Genomic DNA, 4,126 nt, shown 5'->3' on the forward strand with positions numbered 1-4,126 from the left:
CGACGGCCCGCACCCCGACGAGGGGGGTGCGGGCCGTGCGACTCACGTCGCCGGCGTCAGCCGGCCGGGAGCGAGATCAGAGCGGGCGGACGTTCTCCGCCTGCGGGCCCTTCGGGCCCTGCGTGACGTCGAACTCCACGCGCTGCTCCTCGTCCAGGGACCGGTAGCCCTGGGTCTGGATGGCGGAGAAGTGGACGAACACGTCGGCCGAGCCGTCCTCGGGGGCGATGAAGCCGTAGCCCTTCTCGCTGTTGAACCACTTCACGGTTCCGGTGGCCATGCTTACTCCTTCAAGAGGTGTCGACGACCTCGACCGTCGAGATCGCGCATCACGGTGAATCGTCGTCAACTCTTGAGACCAAGGTCCGCCGGGTGACCGCGTCAGTCCTTCCGACGCGTTCGCCGTGGCGCGGACGGGGGACCGTCCGGATCGAGCGAGGCACTGCAACGGGCACAACGGTACGCGAGCGCGAGCACGCGCACCAGTGTTGCCGCACCGGCTGTCCACAGGGTGGTCGCCCCGGTGGACACGAGGCCGACGGGTGCCGATACAAAGGGGTCATGACCATTTCCACCGTCCCCTCCCTGCCCCTGTCCGCCGGCGTCGAGATCCCCCAGGTCGGGCTCGGCGTCTTCCAGGTGCCCGACGACGGCACCCAGGCCAACGTCGAGCAGGCGCTCGAGCTCGGCTACCGGCACGTCGACACCGCGGCCGGCTACTACAACGAGGCGGGCGTCGGCGCGGCGCTGCGCGCGTCTGGGCTGCCCCGCGAGGACGTCTTCCTCACCACCAAGCTGCGCAACGGCGACCAGGGGTACGAGCAGGCGCTGCGCGCCTTCGAGGACTCCCGCCGCGCGCTCGGCGTCGACCAGGTGGATCTCTACCTGATCCACTGGCCGGTGCCCAGCAAGGACCTGTACGTCGAGACGTGGCGGGCGTTCGAGAAGCTGCTCGCCGAGGGCGCCGTCCGCGCGATCGGCGTGTCGAACTTCCTGGTCGAGCACCTCGACCGCCTCGTCGCCGAGACCGACGTCGTGCCCGCCGTGAACCAGGTCGAGGTGCACCCCACCTTCCAGCAGGTCGCGGTGCAGCAGCACTGCCGCGAGCTCGGCATCGCCGTCGAGGCGTACTCGCCGCTCGGCCGCGGGGCCGACCTGGACGCGCCGGCCGTCGTCGCCGCGGCGACGGAGCTCGGCGTCACGCCCGCGCAGGTCGTGCTGCGGTGGGCCGTGCAGCAGGGCCGGATCGTCATCCCTAAGTCGATGTCGGTCGAGCGGCAGGCCACCAACCTGGACGTCTTCTCGTTCGAGCTGTCGGCCGAGCAGATGGCGTCGATCGACGCCCTGGAGGCCGGCGTGGCGGGACGCACGGGGGCGGACCCGGCCACCGCGTCGTTCACGCAGTTCCGCGCCTGACGACGGGCTGCCGAGGGCCGAGTGTGACGTAGGTAACAGGTTCGTCACGATCTGCTGGGAGCGTCCCGCGCGACACGTCCGCGACATACAGTCTCGCTACGTTCAGCGGCACTGAATGCGGTGTTGAGCCGCGAATGTCCTACCTCCAAAAGGGGAACAGCATGATCCGACGCACCACGGCCGCCAAGGGTTTGGCCCTCGCGGCAGTCCTCAGCCTCGGCCTCGCAGCCTGCGCCTCGTCCGACGGCGGGAGCGGCGACAGCACCGAGGGCGGCGGCGGCGGCTCGGCCGAGCCGCTGAAGATCGGCACGATCCTGCCGGTCACAGGCACCCTCGCCTTCCTCGGACCGCCGGAGATCGCCGGCGTCGGCCTCGCGATCGACGACATCAACGCCGCCGGCGGCGTCCTCGGCAACGACGTGACCGTCGAGTGGGGCGACTCCGGTGACAGCACCGACCTCTCGGTGGCGAGCAGCACGGCCACCGACCTCATCGGCAAGGGCGTCTCCGTCGTCATCGGCGCGGCGTCGTCCGCGGTGTCCCTCGGCGTCGTCGACCAGTTCGCCGAGGCCAGCGTCATGCAGATCTCGCCTGCGAACACCGCGGCCGACCTGTCGGGGTACGGAGACTTCTTCGCCCGCACGGCACCGCCGGACACGGTCCAGGGACCGGCGCACGCCGACCTCATCATGGGCGACGGCCACTGCAAGGTGGGCTTCCTCGTCCAGAACGAGGCGTACGGCAACGGTCTGCGCGACTACGTCCAGGAGGCGCTCGAGGCCGGCGGTTGCGAGGCGGTCTACGGCGGCAACGGCGAGGGCCACGAGTTCGCGCCGGGCGAGACGAACTTCGGTGCCCAGGTGACCGACCTGCTCGCACAGAAGCCCGACGCCATCTCGATCATCGCGTTCGAGGAGACCACGGCGATCGTCAACGAGCTCGTCGCGCAGGGCTGGGACTTCAACGGCACCACGTACTTCGTCGACGGGAACCTCTCCAACTACGGCGACGACTTCGACCCGGGCACCCTCGAGGGCGTCCAGGGCACGCTCCCCGGCGCGCAGGCCGACGACGCCTTCCGCGAGGAGCTCCAGACCTGGTACTCGGAGAACGAGAGCGGCGAGCTCAACGACTTCTCCTACTCCGCCGAGTCGTACGACGCCGTCGTCCTCGCCGCGCTCGCGGCGGTCAAGGGCAACGGCACCGACGGCGAGACCATCTCGAAGAACATCCGAGCGGTGTCGGGTGCCGACGGCGGCACGGAGGTGAAGACCTTCGAGGAGGGCGTCAAGGCGCTCGAGGCCGGCGAGGACATCAACTACGTCGGCAAGTCCGGCATCGGGCCGCTCAACGAGTCGAACGACCCCACATCGGCCTTCATCGGCATCTACAAGTACGGCGCCGACAACACGTACACCTACGAGCGGCAGATCGAGGGCAAGATCGAGGAGTGATCCTCGCCCGCTGACCTCGGTACCGACGACGGCCCGGACGCTCCCGCAGAGCGGTCGGGCCGTCGTCGTGCCGAGGTAGTTCAACTCCCCGCGAGGTAGTCGAACAGCCCGCGAGGTAGTCCGAGGTGGGCCGAGGTAGTTCAGAGCGAGGCGAGGTAGTTCGGGGACATCTGCGCGGTTCTCCGGGCCGCAGAGCATGCCCACAGGCGGGGCTTCTCCACAGATTCTCGAGGAGCGGTGAGGACCGCCCCGCTCGACCCGGTCATCGCGCGACCGTGCTTCCATGAGAGAAGCCGAACACCTTCCCGCGATCCGGCGCATCACGGAGATCCTGGGTGCCATGACTGCCCCCGGCTCGCGGCTGCGCCGGATGCTCTCGGCAGACGCCGCGCACCCGCCCCTCGTGCCGCACACGCTCGAGCTCGCGTCGGCCGACGACGTCGTCATGCCGCCCTCCCACGAGGAGGCGATCCTCGCCCTGGTGCGTGAGGTGGCCGACGGCACGGAGGCGCCGCTGTGGTTCAGCCACGAGACGGCGGCGATGGTCCACGGCGCGTGGACGTATCGCACGCCGCAGCTCGTTCACGTGACGCGCGAATGGAACCCCCACGTGGACGGGGAGGGGGAACCGCTGGTGCGCCGCCACCACACGCCGATGCCACCCCAGGACCGGGCCGACGTCCGCGGCGTCCCCGTGACGTCGCTCGCCCGCACGCTGGTGGACTGCATCCGCACCCTGCCGCGCGACGGCGCGCTCGTCGCGTGCGACTCGCTCTTCCGGCGCGGCGCGGACCCCGCGGAGGTCTCCCGGATCATGTCCTCGTCCCGGGGTAAGCGGGGTGTCGTGCAGGCACGAGAGATCCTCGACCTGTGCGACCCGCGCTCCGGCTCGCCGGGAGAGACGGTGACCAGGCTCGCCGCCGCCGATGTCGGGCTCCCTCGCCCCGAGTGTCAGCTGGAGGTGGCGACCGCGCGAGGCACGTGCTTCGTCGACCTGGGCTTCGCCGATGTCCGACTCGCGGTGGAATTCGACGGAGAGCTCAAGTACGACGACGACGCCGAGCGTGTGCTGCGCGAGGAGAGGGCCCGGCAGGACGCGCTGGAGGATGCCGGGTGGATGGTCATCCGTGTCCGGTGGGAGGAGCTCGAGGATCTGGCAGCCCTTGAACACCGTCTGCGCCGTGCGTACCTCGCGGCCCGGCGTCGTGTCCTGCTCGGACTCACGGCTTGAGCGACGGCCCGGCGCACGACGACGG

Annotated in this window: 4 protein-coding genes; 3 read left to right on the forward strand and 1 reads right to left on the reverse strand. The window is 70.2% G+C overall.

What is annotated here, in order from left to right:
• Positions 1-76: 76 nt before the first annotated feature.
• Positions 77-280 carry a transcription antiterminator/RNA stability regulator CspE gene (locus ACFUVW_RS19930; RefSeq protein WP_429734737.1) on the reverse strand — a complete coding sequence of 68 codons (204 nt, stop codon included), beginning with the start codon at positions 278-280 and terminating at the stop codon, positions 77-79.
• Positions 281-561: 281 nt separating this feature from the next.
• On the opposite strand from ACFUVW_RS19930, the gene ACFUVW_RS19935 reads away from it, so the two are divergent.
• The 3 genes from ACFUVW_RS19935 (at position 562) to ACFUVW_RS19945 (ending at position 4,101) form a co-directional block, all read left to right on the forward strand.
• Positions 562-1,416, forward strand: coding sequence for an aldo/keto reductase (locus ACFUVW_RS19935; protein ID WP_430573033.1), 855 nt, complete (start codon positions 562-564; stop codon positions 1,414-1,416).
• Positions 1,417-1,577: 161 nt separating this feature from the next.
• Positions 1,578-2,870 (forward strand): ABC transporter substrate-binding protein, encoded by a 1,293-nt coding sequence (locus ACFUVW_RS19940; protein WP_430573034.1) that lies wholly within the window; start codon positions 1,578-1,580, stop codon positions 2,868-2,870.
• A gap of 283 nt (positions 2,871-3,153) precedes the next feature.
• The gene (locus ACFUVW_RS19945) at positions 3,154-4,101 is read left to right on the forward strand and encodes a hypothetical protein (RefSeq protein ID WP_430573035.1); all 948 of its coding nucleotides are present in this window, start codon (positions 3,154-3,156) and stop codon (positions 4,099-4,101) included.
• Positions 4,102-4,126 lie beyond the last annotated feature (25 nt).

The sequence above is a fragment of the Isoptericola sp. NPDC057391 genome (genome assembly GCF_042668085.1).
Classification (GTDB): Bacteria; Actinomycetota; Actinomycetes; order Actinomycetales; family Cellulomonadaceae; genus Isoptericola.

Bases quoted from the DNA above. Each gene is read 5' to 3' on its own strand.
- ACFUVW_RS19930 (WP_429734737.1), bottom strand. From the start codon at position 280: ATGGCCACCGGAACCGTGAAGTGGTTCAACAGCGAGAAGGGCTACGGC.
- ACFUVW_RS19940 (WP_430573034.1), top strand. From the start codon at position 1,578: ATGATCCGACGCACCACGGCCGCCAAGGGTTTGGCCCTCGCGGCAGTC.
- ACFUVW_RS19945 (WP_430573035.1), top strand. From the start codon at position 3,154: ATGAGAGAAGCCGAACACCTTCCCGCGATCCGGCGCATCACGGAGATC.
- ACFUVW_RS19935 (WP_430573033.1), top strand. From the start codon at position 562: ATGACCATTTCCACCGTCCCCTCCCTGCCCCTGTCCGCCGGCGTCGAG.